The sequence below is a fragment of the Streptomyces sp. NPDC020681 genome, from assembly GCF_044334895.1.
GTDB lineage: Bacteria > Actinomycetota > Actinomycetes > Streptomycetales > Streptomycetaceae > Streptomyces.
Window position 1 is genome coordinate 103,309 of sequence record NZ_JBIRTX010000016.1, and the last position, 18,531, is coordinate 121,839.

9 protein-coding genes are annotated in these 18,531 nt (G+C 71.7%); 3 read left to right on the forward strand and 6 right to left on the reverse strand.

Annotation, left to right across the window (positions count from 1 at the left end):
- From ACH4YL_RS30780 to ACH4YL_RS30795, 4 genes are all read right to left on the reverse strand, one after another.
- Window positions 1–4,461 (reverse strand): beta-ketoacyl synthase N-terminal-like domain-containing protein (locus ACH4YL_RS30780; RefSeq protein ID WP_398510739.1); only part of this gene is annotated, 4,461 nt, incomplete at its 3' end.
- Between the two features lie 352 nt (window positions 4,462–4,813).
- The gene (locus ACH4YL_RS30785) at window positions 4,814–5,080 is read right to left on the reverse strand and encodes an acyl carrier protein (RefSeq protein WP_398510740.1); all 267 of its coding nucleotides are present in this window, start codon (window positions 5,078–5,080) and stop codon (window positions 4,814–4,816) included.
- 322 nt (window positions 5,081–5,402) lie between these two features.
- The gene (locus ACH4YL_RS30790) at window positions 5,403–7,427 is read right to left on the reverse strand and encodes a BTAD domain-containing putative transcriptional regulator (RefSeq protein WP_398510741.1); all 2,025 of its coding nucleotides are present in this window, start codon (window positions 7,425–7,427) and stop codon (window positions 5,403–5,405) included.
- Between the two features lie 274 nt (window positions 7,428–7,701).
- Complete coding sequence (locus ACH4YL_RS30795; protein ID WP_398510742.1) at window positions 7,702–9,252, reverse strand: MFS transporter; 1,551 nt, start codon at window positions 9,250–9,252, stop codon at window positions 7,702–7,704.
- A gap of 196 nt (window positions 9,253–9,448) precedes the next feature.
- Here ACH4YL_RS30795 and ACH4YL_RS30800 point away from each other — a divergent pair, with 196 nt between their 5' ends.
- From ACH4YL_RS30800 to ACH4YL_RS30810, 3 genes are all read left to right on the forward strand, one after another.
- Window positions 9,449–10,147 (forward strand): TetR/AcrR family transcriptional regulator, encoded by a 699-nt coding sequence (locus tag ACH4YL_RS30800; RefSeq protein ID WP_398510743.1) that lies wholly within the window; start codon window positions 9,449–9,451, stop codon window positions 10,145–10,147.
- 109 nt (window positions 10,148–10,256) lie between these two features.
- Window positions 10,257–10,664 carry a YciI family protein gene (locus ACH4YL_RS30805; RefSeq protein ID WP_398510744.1) on the forward strand — a complete coding sequence of 136 codons (408 nt, stop codon included), beginning with the start codon at window positions 10,257–10,259 and terminating at the stop codon, window positions 10,662–10,664.
- An 8-nt stretch (window positions 10,665–10,672) separates the two neighbouring features.
- Window positions 10,673–11,818, forward strand: a complete 1,146-nt coding sequence (locus ACH4YL_RS30810; protein WP_398510795.1) for an RNA polymerase sigma factor — start codon at window positions 10,673–10,675, stop codon at window positions 11,816–11,818.
- A gap of 95 nt (window positions 11,819–11,913) precedes the next feature.
- Here ACH4YL_RS30810 and ACH4YL_RS30815 read toward each other — a convergent pair whose 3' ends face one another.
- A complete protein-coding gene (locus ACH4YL_RS30815; protein ID WP_398510796.1) occupies window positions 11,914–17,031 on the reverse strand; it encodes a type I polyketide synthase in 5,118 nt (1,705 codons plus the stop codon).
- Between the two features lie 161 nt (window positions 17,032–17,192).
- Entirely contained in the window at window positions 17,193–18,503 is a 1,311-nt protein-coding gene (locus tag ACH4YL_RS30820) for a phenylacetate--CoA ligase family protein (RefSeq protein WP_398510745.1), read from the reverse strand.
- Between the last annotated feature and the right edge of the window lie 28 nt (window positions 18,504–18,531).

The window sequence follows — 18,531 nt, forward strand, 5'->3', positions numbered from 1 at the left end:
GAGCTCGGCAAGCTGCTCCGGACCGGCCGAACCGACCTCACCGAACCGCTCCTGAAGCACACCCATGATCTCGACACGCTTGATCGAGTCGATACCCAGATCAGCCTCGATGTCCATGTCCAGCTCAAGCATGTCCGCCGGGTAACCGGTCTTCTCACCGACCACTTCGAGCAGCGCGGACTCGACGCTCGCGGCGTCCAGGCCGGTGGCGGCAGCGGCCGCGGGAGCCGGAGCCGTGGCCGTCGCGTTCGCCGTCATGAAGTCGACGATGTGACGCAGGGTGCGCAGCTCGGCAAGCTGCTCCGGACCGGCCGAACCGACCTCACCGAACCGCTCCTGAAGCACACCCATGATCTCGACACGCTTGATCGAGTCGATACCCAGGTCGGCCTCGATGTCCATGTCCAGCTCAAGCATGTCCGCGGGATAGCCGGTCTTCTCACCGACCACCTCGAGGAGGGCGGCTTCAACACCGGCCGCGTCCAGGCCGGTTGAAGCCGGAGCAGCCTGGGAGGCTGCCGGGGCTGTGCTGTTGGCCGTCATGAAGTCGACGATGTGACGCAGCGTGCGCAGCTCCGCGAGCTGCTCCGGACCGGCCGAGACACCGCCGTCGAAGCGCTCCTGGAGTACGCCCATGATCTCGACGCGCTTGATGGAGTCGATGCCCAGGTCGGCCTCGATGTCCATGTCCAGCTCGAGCATGTCCGCCGGGTAGCCGGTCTTCTCACCGACGACGTCCAGCAGCGCGGACTCGACGGTCGCCGCGTCCAGGCCGGCGGGGGCGGCAGGAGCCGGAGCCGGGGCGGGCTTGGGGGCGGGCGCGGGAGCCAGGGCCTGCGGTGCGGCGGGCGCGGCGATCTGCGCGGGCGCAGCGGCCGGGGCCGCCGCGATGGCAGCCGGGACCTGGGCCGGAGCCACCGGCTGCGGGGCCGTGGCGAGCGCCTGCGGCGCGACCGCAGGGGCGGCGGCCGGGCGGGCCTGCACGGGAGCGGGCGCGGTGCCCAGTTCCAGTCCGGCCAGGTCCCGCAGGATCTCGTTCGCCCTCAGGTGGCTGCGGCCGATGTCCAGGCCGTGCTCCTTGACGGCGTTGACCCCGGCCAGCACCTGACCGAGCTGGTTCTGGTCCGCGGCGCGCTCCAACAGACCGGTGAGCCGCTCGGCGCTCTGCAGCTGGCCGTTGAGGTAGTCGTCGTGCAGGGCGAGATGGTCGGCCACAAGATCGGCCAGGCGATCACTTTCCACGTGGTCTGTCTCCATGACGGTGGGAGCGGGGGCGGTTGCGACGACCTCCGCGGGTGCGGTTGCGGTGGCGAGAGCGGTCCCGGCACGACCGGGGCTCCGCCCCGGACCCCGGTCTGCTGGGGCTGCCGCCCCGCCGGCCGGAGTTGTCGTGCCCGACGCGGACGGGGATCCCGCAGGCAGCGCAGCGGCAGCGGGCGACGCGCCGTGCGCGGAACCCGCGGGCTGCCCAGCCGCCACGGTGGCGTGCGAAGCCGCGGCAGGCGCGGCGGACGCCGCATACGCGGGTGCGCCCGTGGCGGAAGCCGCAAGCGCGGGCACAGGCGAACCCGGCACAGGCGCACCCGGCACCGCGCGTCCTCCCGCCGTCGGAACGGCGATCCGGTACCCGTTCTCGATCGCGTCCCGGTACGCCGCCTTCCGTTCCGGCGACACGTAGTTGATGCCGTTCAGCAGGATCGACATGCCCTTGGTCGGCTCGTTCTTCGCCGGGGCCGCCACATAGCGGTCCGCCGTCGCCAGCGGCAGGCCCAGCACCGCGAGCTGCGCGAGTGCCTGCTTGAGCGCGACGTCCGCGTCCTTGCCGGGGCCGGCGTCGAGGTTGACCACCGTGTGGTCGCGGTCGCCGAGGATGCGGCGTACCAGCTGGGTCAGGACGCTCTTGGGGCCGAACTCCACGAAGACCCGGAACCCGGCCGCGTACATCTCCTCCACGCGGGCCGCGAAGTCGACGGGGTTGATCAGCTGCTCGGCCAGCACCTTGCGGTTGGCGGCGATGTCGTCGCCGTAGACCGCGTCCTTGGTGTTGGCGTAGACGGTGCCGTTCGGGCGGCGTACCTCGAAGCGCTCCACGTCGCCGCGGAACGCGTCGACCGCGTGGCCGACGAACGGCGTGTGGAACGCGGCCGACACCGGCAGGCGGCTGGCGCGCAGGCCCCCGGCCTTCGCCGCGGCAACCAGGCGCTCGACCTCGTCCGTGCCACCGCCGACGACGATCTGGTCGGCCGCGTTGCGGTTGCAGACCACCAGTCCGGGCCGGTCGGCGAGCAGTTCGGCGACCCGCTCCTCCGGGGCGGAGACCGCGGCCATCGCACCGGCGTCGAAGCCGGCCTCCGGCGGCGGGGCCATCGCCTTGCCGCGGGCGCGGGCCAGCGCGAAGAAGGCGTCGTCGTCGAGCGCGCCCGCGGCCCACAGCGCGGTCAGCTCGCCGAAGCTGTGGCCGAGGAATCCCTCGGCGGCGAAGCCGAGTTCGGTCAGATAGCGGAACTGGCCGGCCGACAGCGCGCCGATCGCGGGCTGTGCGTACGCGGTCGCCTGGAGCGCGGTCTCCTGCGCGGAGCGCGCGGTGGCGCCGAACAGCGGCGGCGGGAAGGCGATACGGGACAGCGGCTCGGCGCCGTCGAAGTGGACGTTGGCCCGGTCGAAGGCGGCGCGCAGCGGCGGCAGGGCCATGACGGCGCTCTGGCCGGGGTTGACGTACTGGCTGCCCTGGCCGGCGAAGAGCGCGGCGACCTTGCCGGCCTGCGCGGCGCTGCGGCGGAAGTGGACGCCCTTCGGGTGGGACCAGGAGTCCGCGTCGGGCCTGGCGCGCAGTTCGCCGAGCGCGAGTTCGCGCAGGGTGGCCAGTTCGGCCTCGGTGCGGGCGACCAGCGCGACGCGGGCGTGGCCCTCGGGGGCCGGGCCGCCGGTCGCGGGCGCGCCGCCGGCGAGTGCGGAGGTGAGCGCGGCGGTGTCGGGCGCGTGCCACAGGTGGACCGCGGCGACCGGGTAGGAGACCTGGAGGTCGTCGCCGTCGCCGTGCTCCTCGAGCACCATGTGGAAGTTGGTGCCGCCGAAGCCGAAGGAGGAGATGGCGGCGCGGCGCTTGGGACGCTCGGGGTCGCGGATCCAGGGCCTGGCTTCGGTGTTGACGTAGAACGGGCCGGCGTCGAAGTCGATGGCCGGGTTGGGCTCGTCCACATTGATGGTGGGCGGCAGCACCTTGTGGTGCAGCGCGAGCGCCAGCTTGATCATGCCGGCCGCGCCCGCGGCCGCCTTGGTGTGGCCGATCTGCGACTTCACACTGCCGACGGCGGCGTACTGACGGCCTTCGTTGCCGTCGGAGACCACGGCGGAGAGCGCGCTCAGCTCGGTGGCGTCGCCGACGGCGGTGCCGGTGCCGTGCGCCTCGAAGAGCTCGACGCTCGCGGGCGAGCAGTCGGCGTCCTCGTACGCGCGGCGCAGCGCGACCATCTGCCCTTCCTTGCGCGGGGCGTAGATGGACTTGAAGCGGCCGTCGCTGGAGGTGCCCATGCCGCGCAGGACCGCGTAGATCTGGTTGCCGTCGCGCTCGGCGTCGGCGAGGCGGCGCAGCGCGAGCATGCCGATGCCCTCGCCGATCAGCGTGCCGTCGGCGTCCTTGTCGAACGGCCGGATGCGGCCGGACTTGGACAGCGCCGGCGTCTTGCTGAAGCAGAGGTACATGAAGATGGTGTTCTCGGCGTCGCAGCCGCCCACCAGCATCGTGTCGGAGCGGCCTTCGAGCAGCTCGCTGGCGGCGGTGCGGACCGCGCCGAGGGAGCTGGCGCAGGCGGCGTCGATCGTCATGTTGATGCCGCCGAGGTCGAGCCGGTTGGCGACCCGTCCGGCGACCACGTTGCCGAGCATGCCGGGGAAGGAGTTCTCCTCCCAGGGCGCGTACGCGAGGCGGAACTTGGCGACGATCTCCTCGGCGTCCCGGTCGGTCAGACCGCAGCTGCGGACGACCTCCTTGAGCACTCCGCTCTGGAGGCGCGCGGTGAGCGGCTGGGTGAGCTGGTTGGCGCCGGTGATGCCGAGGACGACGCCGGTGCGGGAGGCGTCGTACCACGACTGACCAGCCTGGTCGGCGCCGGCGTCCTTGAGCAGATCGCGCGCGACGACCAGGCTCAGGAGCTGGAGTACGTCCGTGACTTCGAGGGTGTTCGGCGGGAGGCCGAACTCCAGCGGGTTGAACGGCACGTCGGGTATGAAGCCGCCGCGCTTGGAGTACGTCTTGTCGGGCACCGACGGGTCGGGGTCGAAGTGCTCGTCGACGTCCCAGTGGTCGGAAGGCACATCGTCGATGCAGTCGGCGGCCGAGACGACGTTCGCCCAGAAGTCCCGCAGATTGCTGGACTTGGGGTAGAGCGCGGAGAGGCCGACGATGGCGATGGGGTCCCGGGCGAGCCGACGGTCGAGGTCGGATTCCTGCGAAGAGTTCACGGCAAGTCTCTCTGGATCTGGGCGAACAGGGCTTCGGTCTCGGCGCTCCGGGCTCGTCGGCCCGGCGGGCCGGGCCGGTCGGCGCGCGCCGCCCTGGGGCGGCGGACCAGATCGGCGAACTCCGCTGCGTCGGTTGGCGTCGAGCAGTGGGTCGCCAGGTGCGGTGTGCGCGGCTGGTGCGGTGTGCGCGGCTGGTGCGGTGTGCGCGGCAAGGCCTCAGGGCGGATGCCGCCGGGCCTGGTGTCAGCCCTCGGGCCAGGTCCTGGGATCAGGTCCTGGGGGCCGGGGCCGCCCGGGGCCTTGCCGGGCACCGGCGGCTGCGGCCGGCCCGCTGCGCCTGCGGCGCGAGGGGCTACGCCGCGGCGGTGCGCTTCTCGCACTCTTCGGCGATGTGTGCCGCGAGAGCCTCGATGGTCGGGTGGTACCACAGCGCCGTCGTACCGAGCTCGAAGCCGAGCCAGCTCTCCATCTCACCGGCGATGATCAGCGCCGCGGTGCTGTCGAGGTCGAGCTCGTCGAAGTACTGGTCCGGCGGGACCTCCGACGGCGCAACGCCCAGGCGCTGCGCGATCTCCTCGATCAACCATTTCTGGGCTTCATCGGCCGTAACGTTCGCCATTCCCCATCCTTTCAAGCGGCTTATTGCACGCCTTCGGGGATACAGGCACTTCCCCGTAAGGCCGCCTCGTGCGGTGGAGGCGTCAGAATGCATCAGCATTGGCCGGAGCCGGCCATTAATCGGGACTTGCCCGCGAGCGCTTTGACCATAGGTCTGCGCTCCAGATCGGGCAACCGAACTTCACTGCCGGAAAGGCCCATTAACGCGTGCGTAATGCCCCGGTCAGCCTGTCCGGCCCTGAATTCCCTTGCTGAGCTGCAACGATTGGGCGGAAGAGAACGGGAAGTGGCGTCCTGTCAGGCTGGCGTAAGGCTGTCAGCGTTCATGTCAGCTGCTGCCAACGGGGGTCTCCCGCATTGCGGGACGCGCTCTTTACGGGCGTCTGCTCGGCATGACGCGGGCCGAGTTCACCGGCTTCGTCGCGGGCGAGTTCCGCGACAAGTGAGTGGATCGAGACATGCGGGCTCGCGGCAAGCCGCGCGACGGCCATGCGCAGTTGCAGCGGATACTGCCCGCACACCGCGGCCAGTTCCTGCGTGGCCTCGGGCTCGGCGGCCGTACGCTCCGCGCCGAGATGGGTCTCGATCAGCGCGTACGCCTCCGAGGCGGAAAGCACGTCGATGGCGAGCGGCATCGCGCCCTCGCGGGTCACCAGGTCCATCAGCGGCGTCCGGCTGGTCACCACGACCAGATTGCCCGGTGTGCCCGGCAGCAGTCCGCGGACCTGTGCCGTGTCCGCGGCGTCGTCGAGCACCAGCAGGAAGTGCCGGCCGGCCAGCAGACTGCGGAACAGCGCGGATGCCTCCTCCTGCGTGTCCGGTATCCATTCGTCCGGCACGCCGAGCGAGCGCAGGAAGCGGGTGAGTACGGTCTGCGGGTGCACCGGCCGGGCGCCGCTGCCCTGCAGGTCGGCGTAGAGCTGGCCGTCCGGGAACTCCTCGTGCCGGTGATGGGCCCAGCGCACGGCCAACGCGGTCTTGCCGATCTCGTGCGGCCCGTGGATGGCCGCGATGCCGACGGAGGGGTGGCCCTTGCGCTGGTGGGCCAACAGGCCGTCGAGCGCGGCGAGTTGATCGTTGCGGCCGATGAAAGGAGTGATGACGGGCGGAAGCTGGGCGGGCGGCGCAAGGCTATGAGGACGGGCCGGGGCAGGCGCAGGCGAAGGCACGCCGTCTGCGGAGGTGCGGTACGAAGGGTCGGCGGCCTGACCGTACGACGGTGATCCGCTCGGCTTCGATCCGTACGGCTGCGATCCCGCCGGCGTCGATCCGTACTGCGATCCGGCCGGCGTCGATCCGTACGACGTGCGCGTGCGCGAACTGGGCTGTTCGGCGGGGTGCGGATCGGGTCGCCCGTCGGCGGTGTCGTTCGTCAGGATCGCCTGGCGGGCCTGCCAGATCTCCTCGCTCGGCTCCACGCCGAGCTCCTTCTTCAACCGCATCCGCAGATCGGTGAAGAGCCGCAGCGCTGCGGCCCGGCGGCCGGAGCCGGCGAGGGCGAGCATGATCCGCGCCTGGAGGGCCTCGTGCAGCGGTTCTTCGTAGGAGGCAATTCTGAGGTGCTCGACGGCGAAGGCGGAGCGGTTCAACCGCAGGGCCAGATCGGCGAATTCGATGGCGACGTCGATATGCCGCTGCGACACGCGGACGACGGCCGGGTGGTGGTGCAGCTGCGGCAGGTCCTGGAGCAGCCGGCCCTGCCAGCCACGCAGCGCCTGACCGAACAGCTCCAGCGCGGCGGCCGGGTCGGACTCCGCGGTCTGCGTGGCACGTGCCCCGCGCTCCTCGAACTGGCGCAGATCCAGGTCGACACCGCTGCTGTTGAACACATAGCCGCCGCGCACGGTGCTGATCCGGCGGCCGCCGCCGTGCCGGCCGTGTCCCGGCTCGACAATCCGGCGAAGCCGGGCGACGTAGGTGTGAACCAATTGCGGATAGGCGGAGGGTGCTTCACCGCTCCACAGCACATCCGCTATCTCTTCATGGCTCACCGTCTGGTCGGGCTGCACGGCAAGCAGGCCGAGCAGTGCGCGCTGTTTCAGCGGCATGGTGACGGGAAGACCGGCGGACAAAACCGTCAACGGCCCCAACAGGCGTATTTCATGGGGAATTCCGGACTGTTCCGATGGCGTGACGACATCAGGTTCGCGGCCCGTACCTGCGGCGGTCTCGTACCCGACAGCTTCGGCCATGCGGGCGAGCGTGTCATGCCGCGGATTCTTCACCTGGCCGCGCTCGATATGCCGGACGGTTCTGACGCTTATGTCGGCCCTTCGAGCCACTTCGTCCTGCGTTAACCCCGCCTTGATGCGAGCGGCTCGCAGACCGGCTCCCTTGGCAATCCTCACCAGTCCCCCACCCTTCAAGCGCAAATGGCCAACGCCAGCCCAAAAAACACCGGCATACGTCCCACTCGAGTCTCACTCTATTGCGATCTGTGCGCGGAAGCGATCATTCCCATTGAGCAATTGCGAATCCCCGACGAACGCTTCGGCCACAAGTGGACACCAAGTGACCAGGAACTGTTGCCGCCACGGGATTTCCGTCAAACCGTCAACCAAAACATGGACCGAATTCCGGGGTCCGCCGAACTGACGATCGACGGATCCCAGGAGGCGCTTCTCAGCCGGCCCGGACCGACGTTTCCGCGGTCGCCGACGGCTTTCCGTCGTACTCCGGAGCCTCGACGTCCGGGTGTTCGGGTGACCGGCGCACCAGCAGCAGGACGAGCACCCCGGCCGCCAGCGCGGCGATGCCGCTGGCCAGGAAGACCTGGTCGAGGCCCGCCGCGTAGGCGTTCTCCACCGCGGTGGTCGCGGCGGCCCGGGACTGCTCGGGCAGCGCTGCGACCACACCCGACGCCTGGCCGCCGGTGACCAGTTCGGCCGCCGTGTCGGAGTCGGCGAACAGCTTGCTGTCGTCCAGCTTGCCCGCGATGACGCCGGACAGGATGGCGCCGACGACCGGGATGCCGACCGCGAAGCCCAGCTGGCGGAAGGTGTTCGCCGCGCCGCCCGCCATACCGGCCCGGCTCGCCGGTGCCGCGGCCAGCGCGGCGGACGCGAGCGTCGGCGACGCGATGCCGACGCCGATACCGGTGACGATCATTCCGGGCAGCAGCGCCGTCCAGCCGGAGTCGCCGGTGACGAGCATCTCCATCACCGTGCCCAGGCCGATCAGCAGCAGACCGATGCCGATCGGCCACTGCGGCGCGACGGAGGACAGGAACCGTCCCGCCAACCCGGCGGCCACGAAGGACATTCCGCTGAGCGGCATCAGGATCAGGCCCGCCTTGACGGGGCTGTAGTCGAGTACGGACTGCGCCCACACGGAGACGAAGACCAGGTTGGCGAAGGCCGCGGCGCTGAAGATCACCGCGCCGGCCATCAGACCGCCGAACGAAGGTGTGCGCAGCAGCGCCAGATCCAGCATCGGATCCCGCTTGTTGCGCTCGACGAGGACGAACGCCACGAGCGCGAGGGCGGATCCGCCGAACAGCATGAGCGTGAGGTTCGATCCCCAGCCGTCCTCGCCCGCGTGGATCAGAGCGAAGATCAGCAGAGTCGACACCAGCGTGAAGCCGATCGTGCCCGGCAGATCGACCCGGCGGTCGGTCCGGGTGGCCGAGCCGGCCAGGTACTTCGCGCCGACGAACAGCGCGACGGCGGCGACCGGCAGGTTGACCAGGAAGATCCAGCGCCAGTTCAGGTGCTCGGTGAGCAGTCCGCCGAGGATCGGACCGGCCGCGGCGGCCGCTCCGTTGACCGCACCCCACAGGCCGAACGCGAGCCCGCGGTCCTTGCCCTGGTAATTGCCCGCCAGCAGAGCGGTGTTGGTGGCGAACATCGCCGCCGCGCCGAGTCCCTGCACACCGCGGGCCGCGATCAGCAGGCCGCTGGAGTCGGCGAGACCGCAGGCCAGCGAGGCGACCGCGAACACGGCCAGGCCGACGAGATAGACCCGCCGCGCGCCGATCAGGTCCGACAGCGAGCCGATGGCCATCAGCAGCGCGGCGAGCACCAGCACATAGATGTCGACCACCCACTGCAGGGCGGAGAACGACGCGTCGAGGGAATCGGTCATCTGGGGAAGCGCGACGCTGACGATCGTCACATCGATCAACAGCATGAAGGTGCCCAGGCAGACCGCCAGCAGTGGCATCCATTTCCGCATGACGCGAAGCCTCTCAGGGTGCGAAGGGAACGGAAGGCAGCCCTGACCAGCACCGCGCGCCGTGGCATCGACGGTGAGCAGGTCGGTACGGGCATCTCTTAGACAGTGACTAATAGGTTAGGCTGACTCTATGCCCTGCGGGTTGCCGGGCGTCAAGTTGCCTTGGTCACACCCCCTCAGCGTTAGGTTTTCCGTCATGTCTGAGTCAGCTCCGCGCCGTCGGTCCCGGGCCTCGGCGGGTCTGCCGCCGATCACGGCGGACAAGATCATTGACGCCGCGGTCGAACTGACCGCGCAGCACGGGCTCGACGGCTGGTCGATCCGGCAGATCTCCACGAAGCTGGATGTGTGGCCGGGCGTGGTGGCCCACCACGTCGGCGACCGCGAGGCAGTGGTCATGGCGGTCACGGACCGCGTCATCGCCCGCATCCCGGTCCCGGACGTCTCGGTCCCCTGGCGCGACTGGTTCAGCGCCCTGATGCTCGAAGGCCGCACGGTCCTGCGCCAGTACCCGGGAGTGGCCCGCCGCCTGGTGGTGGTCGGCCCGAACGTCCCGTCGGCGCTGCCGACCATCGACAAGGGCATCAAGGTGCTCCTGGGCGCCGGCTTCGGCGAACACGCCACGGAGATCTACCGCTACCTGCTCAACAGCGCGTTCATGCTGGTCGCGGTGGAGGACGACCGCGACAGCTACTTCCCGAACGCCCGCGCGGACATGGGCCGCGCGATGGCCCGGTTCGCGGCGGACACTTCACGTCCCGGCCTGGCGGCAGCCGGCGCCCAGGCGGTGGCCCGGAGCGAGGACCCGGAACGGCTGGCGGCGGAGGACCTGGCGTTCTTCAGGCTGACGATGGAACGGTCCCTGGACGGGGCGCAGGCGCTGCTGTCGGCGTGAAGCTCACGTACAAAAAAACTTGGACGACGATGTCGAGAACCCGTGGCCGGCTCCGTCCCCGAGGTGAACGCGACCACAATGGGTCGCACCAGCACCGAGGAGAACCACCATGGCCAAGTACCTGCTGCTCAAGCACTACCGCGGAGCTCCGGCTGCGGTCAACGACGTGCCCATGGACCAGTGGACGCCTGAGGAGATCTCGGCGCACCTGCAGTACATGAACGACTTCGCGGCCCGGCTCGAGAAGACCGGCGAGTTCGTCGACGGTCAGGCCCTCGCCCCCGAGGGGACGTTCGTCCGGTACGACGGCGAAGGCCGCCCGCCGGTCACCGACGGCCCGTTCGCCGAGACCAAGGACCTCATCGCCGGCTGGATGGTGATCGACGTCGACAGCTACGAGCGCGCCGTCGAGCTGGCCGGCGAGCTGTCGGCCGCCCCTGGTGCGGGCGGCAAGCCGATCCACGAGTGGCTGGAGCTGCGCCCGTTCTACGGCGTGTCGCCCACCATCACGGAGTGACCTCTGACGTGAACGAGGTCCTGCTCCGGAGCCTCACGCCGAGCGTGCTCGCCATCCTCGTCCGCCGCGGAGCCGACTTCGCGGCGGCCGAGGACGCCGTGCAGGAAGCGCTGGTCGAGGCGGTCCGCGTCTGGCCGTCCGACCAGCCACGGGACGCAAAGGGCTGGCTCGTCACCGTGGCCTGGCGCAAGTTCCTCGACGCGACCCGCGCGGACACCGCCCGCCGCCGGCGTGAGGACCTCGTCGACGAGGAGCCGGCGCCCGGCCCCGCGCCCGCGGTGGACGACACGCTCCACCTCTACTTCCTGTGCGCGCACCCGGCGCTGACACCGTCGTCCGCGGTCGCGCTCACGCTGCGCGCCATCGGCGGGCTCACCACCCGCCAGATCGCCCAGGCCTACCTGGTGCCGGAGGCGACCATGGCGCAGCGCATCAGCCGGGCGAAACGCACCGTCTCCGGCGTGCGCTTCGACCGGCCCGGCGACGTCGCCACCGTGCTGCGCGTCCTCTACCTGGTCTTCAACGAGGGCTACTCCGGCGACGTCGACCTCGCCGCCGAGGCCATCCGGCTCACCCGGCAACTCGCGGCCGCGATCGATCACCCCGAGGTGGCGGGGCTGCTCGCCCTCATGCTGCTCCACCACGCCCGGCGCGCAGCCCGGACCGCGGCCGACGGCAGCCTGGTGCCACTTGCCGAGCAGGACCGCGGCCGGTGGGACACCAAGTCGATCGCCGAAGGCGTCGAGATCCTCCAGGCGGCCCTCGCCCGCGACCGGCTGGGCGAGTTCCAGGCCCAGGCCGCCATCGCGGCACTCCACGCCGACGCGCCCACCGCCGAGGAGACCGACTGGGTGCAGATCGTCGAGTGGTACGACGAGCTCGCGCGCCTGACCGACAGCCCGGTCGTCCGGCTCAACCGCGCGGTGGCCGTCGGCGAGGCCGACGGACCGCGCGCCGGCCTGGCGGCGCTCTCGGCGCTGGACGACTCCCTGCCCCGCCACACCGCGGTGGCGGCATACCTCCACGAGCGCGACGGCGACCTGGCGACGGCGGCACGGCTGTACGCCGAGGCGGCCCAAAAGGCACCCAACCTCGCCGAGCGCGACCATCTGACGCGCCAGGCCGCCCGGCTCAACGCCGGCCGGCGTCGCTGATCGCCTCCCGCCTGTCAGTCGCCCGCGCCTCAAGCCCCCCGGACCATGTCCAGGGGGCTTGAGGGCTGGGGGCCGAGGGGGGCGGCCCTCAGTTTTCAGGCGGAGGCCCGGGCGGACGACTCCGCGTTGTCGGTGAGGACGCTCGCCAAGTAGCCCGCGATCTCGCTCACCGTCGGGTAGTTCCACAGCAGCGTCGCCGGGAGCGCCACGCCCAGGTCGCGTTCCAGCGCCACCCGGACCGCCGCCGCCAGGAGGGAATCGACGCCGGCCTCCGTGAGCGGGCGGTGGACGCCGACCGCGGAGGGCTGCATGCCGAGGACCGTGGCGACCCGCTGGCGTACGTCGTCGAGCAGGTACGCGGCCAGCTCGTCGCCGGTGAGGCCCACCCAGTCCGGGACTTCGGCCGGCTGGGAGGCGTCGTCACGGGCCAGTTCCGCCAGGAGAGCGGGGCGGGGGCCGGTGTGGCCTCGGAGGAGGCTGAGGACGGAGACCAGGGCGGCCGAGCCGCCCGCCGCGGTCTGGTCGAAGGCGCGCAGGGCCTGGTCCGGAGCGATGTCCGCGGTGCCGCGGGCGGCGAGTTCGACGTCGGTCGCCTCCGCCGCCGTCGCCATGCCCATGCCGCGCCAGCTCGTCCAGGCGATGCTCACCGACTCCTCGTGGCCCGCCGCGCGCCGGTGGGCGGCGAGGGCGTCGAGGAACGCGTTGGCGGCCGCGTACGCGCCCTGGCCCGGCAGACCGAGCAGCGGGCCCGCCGAGGAGAAGAGGACGAAGAAGTCCGTCGACCCGGGCGGGAACAGCTCGTGCAGGACCAGAGCGCCGTCCGCCTTCGGTCGCATGACATCGCGCAGATGGCCCGCGTCAAGACGCTGCATCAGCGCGCTGTGCACGGTGCCCGCCGCGTGCACCACGCCGCGGACCGGCGGGAGTTGGAGCGCTGCGAGCGCCGTCCGGGTCGCCTCGAGGTCGGTGATGTCGACGGCGACCGTACTGACGGTGACTCCGGCCGCCTCCAGACGGCGCAGGGCCTCGATCCGCCGGTCGTCCTCGGACCACTGAGCCCGCGGCGGTACGGCGGTACGGCCGAGCAGCACGATCCGGCGGGCACCGCGCTGGGCGAGGTGTTCGGCGAGTTCCAGACCGAGTACGCCGAGACCGCCGGTGATCAGATACGTACCGTCGGGGCGGCAGGTGAACGGCTCGGCGTCCTCCGCAAGCACGGCCGTGACCAGCCGCGGCACCTGCACCTCGCCGCCCGCGACCGACAACACCGGCTCGGCGGGACGCAGATGCAGCAGGTTCAGCAGCAGCGTGGCGGCCGGCTCCTCGATCGGTCCGGCAGGCAGGTCCACGACGCCGCCCCAGAACTCGGGGTGTTCGCTCGCCGCGACCCGGCCCATGCCCCACAGCGGCGAGCCGCCGAGGTCCTCGATCGCCGTCGCGTCCCGTACGCCGCTGGTGAGGCACCAGAGCAGGGGCTTGCGGCCGGACAGTGCCGAGATCTCACGGACGACACGGGCGAACTCCACAGCGACATCGGCGGCGTCGGCGGCGGACGCGGTCGGGGCGTACAGCACATGGTCCGCCTCGGCCAGTGCGTTCCTGTCCACGCTCACCGTCGCGCCGTGCGCCGCGCACGCCGGAACGAGCGAGCGCGCCAGATCGGTCGGGCCGAGCACCAGCACGGTGCGTTCGGGCAGCGTGGTGTGCGCGGCGGTGTCCACCGGGAACGGCTGCCAGGCGAGCTCGAACCGGCCGCCGGCCGCCTGCTCGTCGCCGGACAGATCGCCGTCTAGTTCGCCGTACGTCAGTCCGCGCAGGCTGCACACGGAATCAGCGCCGCGGATGTCGACATGGACCGTCGTCGGACGCTCGGGGTCGAGGCGTACCTCGATCGTCGCGCTGCGCGGCGGCGGGCCGGAGCGGGTCACCTGGTCGATGTGCGCGGGCATGCGCAGCACCGCCGGCCCGGGGAAGATCACCGACGCCATGGACAGCGCGGCGTCCAGGATCGCCGCCCAGCTGCGGTCGAGGTCGGCGCTCGCGGTGGCGGTCAACGTCCCCTCGCCGCGGCGCAGTTCCTCGATCCGCCACGGATAGCCCATGTCCGCGACACCGAGCTCGGCGAGCCTTTCGACGACGTAGCCGGGGTCCAGCCGCTCCGGCGCGTCGCCGACGGAGACCGGCTCGTACTCCTCACCGCCGCCGACCGTCGCCAGGGTGTGGGTCGCCCACGCCGAGTCGGGCGCGCCCAGCCTGCGGGAGACGAGCCGCAGGCCCGTGTCGTCGCGGACGATCTGCAGCTGGCGGGTCTCCTGCTGGGGCACCACGACCGGCTGGCGCAGGCGCAGATCCGTGAGTACGTCCGTACGGCCCGCGGTGAGGAAGGTGTTCACCAGCACGGCCGCCGGGACGATCTCCGTGCCGAGCACCGGGTGGCGCTGCGGGTAGGGACGGGTGCGCAGGTCGAGCGTCGTCTGCCAGATGCGCAGCCGCGAGCCGTGCACCGAGGTCTCGGTGCCGAGCAGCGTGTCGACCGGCGACTCGGTGAGCCCGCGGGCGTCGACCCAGTGCCGGTCGTGCTGCCAGGCGGTCGTCGGCAGCCCGGCGCGGCGTCCGGCGGGCTGCAGGACCGACCAGTCGACCGGTACGCCGTGGCAGTGGAGCCGGGCCAACGAGGCGAGCAGGGTGGCCCGTTCGGGCTTGTTGCGGCGCAGGGTCGGAGCGACCAGCGCGCCCGGGGTGGCGGAGACGGTCTCGGTGATCGAGTGGCTGACCACCGGGTGCGCGGAGACCTCGAGGAACAGCCGGTGGCCGTCCTCGACGGCCGCCTGGACCGCGTCGTGGAACCGCACCGGGTTGCGCAGGTTCGCGGCCCAGTAGCTCGCGTCCTGGCGGCGGTCGGACCTCGGGTCGTCGAGTGCGGTGAGGTACAGCGGCACCTGCGGGCGGGCGGGGTCGAGGTCGGCGACCGCGACCGCGAGGTCGGCGCTGATCTCGTCCATGTGCGCGCTGTGGAACGCGACGTCGGAGTCGACCCGGCGTACGGTCCAGCCCAGTTCGGCCCACTCCTCGGCGGCTTCGTCGACGGCGGTGATGTCACCGGCGACGACGGTGGAGTTCTGGGCGGCCTTGATGGCGGCGGCCAGTTCGCCGTCGCGGGGACGGGTGCCGATCTGCTCGTGCACCTCGTCGAACGGCCGGTCCACCATGATCATGGCGCCCATGCCGGCGACCTTGCGCAGCAGCGCGGAGCGGCGGCAGATGAGCCGTGCGCCGTCCTCCTCGGACAGCACACCGGCGACGACCGCGGCGGCGATCTCGCCGACGGAGTGGCCGATGACCGCGCCGGGCGTCACGCCATGGCGTCGCCACACCGCGGCGAGACCGATCTGCATGGCGAAGAGCATGGACTGGATGATGTCCACGGAGCCGAGTTCGCCGCTGCTGAGCACTTCGCGTGGGGTGACGCCGAGCTCCTCGGCGTAGATCGGCCCGAGCCGGTCGATGGCGTCGGCGAAGACGGGCTCGTCGACGAGAAGGCCCTGGCCCATGCCGGACCACTGCGCGCCGTGTCCGGAGAACACCCAGACGGGAGCCTTGGCGGGGCCGGATGCCTCGCCGGTGACGACGGCCGGGTGGGCCTCGCCGTCGGCCAGCGCGGTGAGCCCGGCGGTGAGTTCGTCCGCGTCGGCCGCGGCGACGACGGCGCGGGACGCGAGATGGGTCCTGCGGTGCGCGAGGGTGTGCCCGACGTCGGGCAGCGCGTACGCGGGCAGAGCCCCGACGAGCCGCGCGGCCTGCGCGGCGAGCCCGGGCTCGGTGGCGGAGGAGACGGGGAAGAGGAGCGGGGTGACCCCGGCCGCCGTGTTCCGCTCCGCCTCCGTAGGGGCGGGAACCGGGGCCTGTTCGAGCACCACGTGCGAGATCGTTCCGCCGTAGCCGTAGCTCGCCACTCCCGCCAGGCGCGGGCGGTCCGTCCGAGGCCACGGTGTCGGCTCGGTCACCAGGGCGAGGCCGGACTCCGACCACGGGATGTCCTTGCGCGGACCCGACACCGTCAACGTCGGCGGGATCACGCCGTGTTCCATCGCCAGTGCCGTCTTGATCAGGCCCGCGATGCCCGCCGCCGCCTCGCAGTGGCCGATGTTGGTCTTCACCGAGCCGATCAGGCACGGACCCCGGCCGGCCGAGCGCGCGCCGACCGTCTCGGCGAGTGCCGCCGCCTCGATCGGGTCGCCGACCTTTGTGCCGGTGCCGTGCGCCTCGACGTAGTCGACCTCGCCCGGGGCGATGCCGGCCGCCGCGTACGCCTTGCGCAGCAGGTGCGCCTGGGCGGACGAGCTCGGGGCCATGATGCCGTCGGTGCGGCCGTCCTGGTGGACGGCGCTGCCGCGGACGAGCGCGATGATGCGGTCGCCGTCGCGCTCCGCGTCGGCGAGGCGCTTGAGGACGACGATGCCGCAGCCCTCCCCGCGGCCATAGCCGTTGGCCGCCTCGTCGAACGCCTTCGAGCGGCCGTCCGGCGAGATCGCGCCCGCGATGTCGAGCACGGTCGTCAGTCCCGGGCCGGCCATCAGCATGATGCCGCCCGCCAGCGCGGCCGGGACCTCGCCGCGCTGCAGGCTGGCGCACGCCTGGTGCAGGGCCACCAGCGACGACGAGCACGCGGTGTCGACCGCGACGCTCGGTCCGCGCAGATCGAGCGTGTACGAGATCCGGTTGGGCACTCCGCACAGCGAGGAGCCGATGCCGGTCCAGGCCTCGACTCCGGGGAGGTCTTCGAGGAGCCGGCGGCCGTAGTCGTCGGTGCCGACGCCGACGAAGACGCCGGTGTCGCTGCCCGCGAGCGTGGACGCGGGGATGCCTGCGTGCTCCAGCGCCTCCCAGGCCACTTCGAGCGCCATCCGCTGCTGCGGGTCGAGCTGCCGCGCCTCGGTGGCGGAGATGCCGAAGAAGGAGGCGTCGAATCCGCCGATGTCGTCGAGGAACGAGCCGTTCGAGATCACCCGCGACAGCACCGCCGCGTTCTCCCGGGACTGCGCGCGCTGCGGCGCCCACCGGTCCTCGGGTATCGGTCCTGCCGTCTGGACCTCGCCCATCAGCAGCTCAAACAGCGCCTGCGGCGAGTCGACGCCGCCGGGGAAGCGGCAGCCGATGCCGACGATCGCGATCGGGTCCTCGGGGCTCGGCGGGAGGGGGGACAACGCACTCACCATGGGGTCACCGCTTACGGGTCGGGCGTCGTCCGCTCCGGACGACGTCGGGACAAGAAGAAGTTGGCTGCCGGCAGGCCGCGCGGCATCGGCAGGGGCCGGACCGTCAGGCTGCGGGGACTCGGCAGGCTGCGGACCGTCGGAGGGCGACTGGACGCGGCTCATGCGTACATGACCGCCTTGTCCCAGTCCTCGCCCTCGCCGAACAGATAGCGGGCCTTGAGGATGTCGCGCTGCGCGGTGAGCGCCTGCTGCGGCACCAGCGTGCCCAGCGGCAGTCCGGTGATCCGGTGCGGTACGCCCAGCTCACGGTCGATCGCCTCGGCCAGCTCCTTGACGGCCTGCTCGCGGGTCTCGTCCGGCGCCTCGAACTCCACGCGCAGCACGTCCGGTTGGGCCATGGCCCGCCAGAACATCACCTCGTAGCCGCCGGGCAGGCCGAACACCAGCTCCTCCAGGCGCGCCTGGTTGACCGTCGCCGAGCCCACCGTGTAGTCGGTGCCGGACCGGCCGAGAACGCGGACTGTCGGCAGCGGCCAGCCGCACGCGCACGGAGCGTCGGACACCTCGACCTCGTCGGCGAGGTTGTAGCGCAGCAGCGGCATCGCCTCGCGGTAGAGCGGGGTCACCACCAGCTGGCCCCGGCCGGAGGCGGAGAGTTCACCGGTCTGAGGGTTCCAGACCTCGAAGATCGCGCGGTCGGCCCACAGGTGCAGTGCGCCGTCCGGGCACTGGCCCGCGATGGTGCCGGTCTCGGTGGAGCCGTACTCCTCGACGACCGGGATGCCGCCCCAGATCTCGCTGAGCCGGCGGCGGCGCACCTCGGTCAGCGGCTCGGCCGCGGTGAACATCGCGCGCAGGGCCGGGAAGTCCTGGTCCGGGCGGAGTCCGGCGGCCTTGGCCGCGGCGGCGAGCATCATGATCTCGGTCGGGTTGCACCAGGTCAGCGTCACGTCGAGGGTCTTCAGCACGCGGACCATACGAGGCAGCGGGGTGGCGAGCGAACGGGCGTCGCCGGGCACGATGGTGGCGCCGCGCAGCCGGCCCGCGGCCTGGGCGAGATGACCGGTGATCACCAGTCCGTACGGCGTGCGCACCAAGAAGGTGTCCGACGGGTTGATGCCGACCCACTTGCGGGCGTAGCGCTCGGCGAGGTCGGTCCAGTCGTCGTCGGTGTAGTACGACGCGGTCGGGTCGCCGGCCGTGCCGCTGGACTCGTGGTAGGTGGCCAGCTGTTCGCGGTCCACGGCGAGCATCCCGAACGGGTAGGCGTCGCGCAGGTCCTGCTTGGTGGTCAGCTCGATGCCGTCGAAGTCCTCCGCGCCGCGCGGCACGCTCCGGCCGTCGTAGCGGGCGGTGTAGAACGGCGAGCGCATCGCCTGCGCGATCACCCGTGGCAGCTCCGCACGCTGAAGCACCGCGAGTTCGGCGGGACTTGACCAGTCGCCCACTTCGGGACGCGACCTCGACATCGGATCTCCCTCGTCTGTGCCCGGGCCG